Here is an 854-nt window from a genome sequence, read left to right on the forward strand (position 1 = left end):
ATCTTGATACGTGGTTACGTTCGCATACGCGTTGTTATTCGTTACTGTAAAAGACAATTCAATCCAAGCATAATCTTGGTAGTGTTCCAAATCCGCTAAAAACGGAACACCTGCCCAAACTCCCAATTCTCTCGCAATATAACGGTTAAAATCATAACCTCTTTCAGAAAAGGTCGCATTAGCTCCGTAAATTCCCGGGTCCGGATGAAATATATCTCCAGAATGACATCCCAATGGATCCGGACAATATTGGTTTGGTCCAAAATTCCCAGGTGGTATATCCTCGTTTAAAAACGCTCTCAAGTCCGCATGGCTAATCCCACTAATCGTCATTCCTGGTCCGAGTCCACCCAGACCCGCAAGCCCCGACCCCGACCCGGTCAAATTACTTTCGTACGCTCCCATAATCCAGTTCGCAAACTCAACCTGAGAGATTTGACCCGTTATGTATTCTATGATCTTTTTACCGAGCCCTCCTTCTCCTTCCGTAACCGATGGATTAAAAAGTTCTGAAATAGTCATTGCCGCAGTCGTCTGACTTACATGTGCGCTAAAATGATTAAAATCCATTCCACCATACGGAACATGATAACTCAGTGCACTGTTATCATATGAGCCTACTCCTTGACCATACGTATACGTATGGGAGTTATTCCCGTTCTGATAATTGATCGCGTTCTGTAACGCTCCTTGAGTAGCCAATAACTCACTGTTTAAAAAGTTACTCATCATGTTAGAAGCATACATAAAACTCGCTTCCATCTCTTGAACTTGACAAGAATGCCCAGCCTGACAAGTCACACAACGTGCATCTCCCACAGTACAACTATTTGCAAAGTAAGATCCTGTCATTG

Annotated in this window: 1 protein-coding gene; it reads right to left on the reverse strand. The window is 43.3% G+C overall.

What is annotated here, in order from left to right:
* On the reverse strand, window positions 1-854 hold an 854-nt coding region (locus LEP1GSC059_RS15725; protein WP_036057819.1), incomplete at both ends, for a TIGR04388 family protein.

This window comes from Leptospira noguchii serovar Panama str. CZ214, assembly GCF_000306255.2.
Lineage (GTDB): Bacteria > Spirochaetota > Leptospiria > Leptospirales > Leptospiraceae > Leptospira > Leptospira noguchii.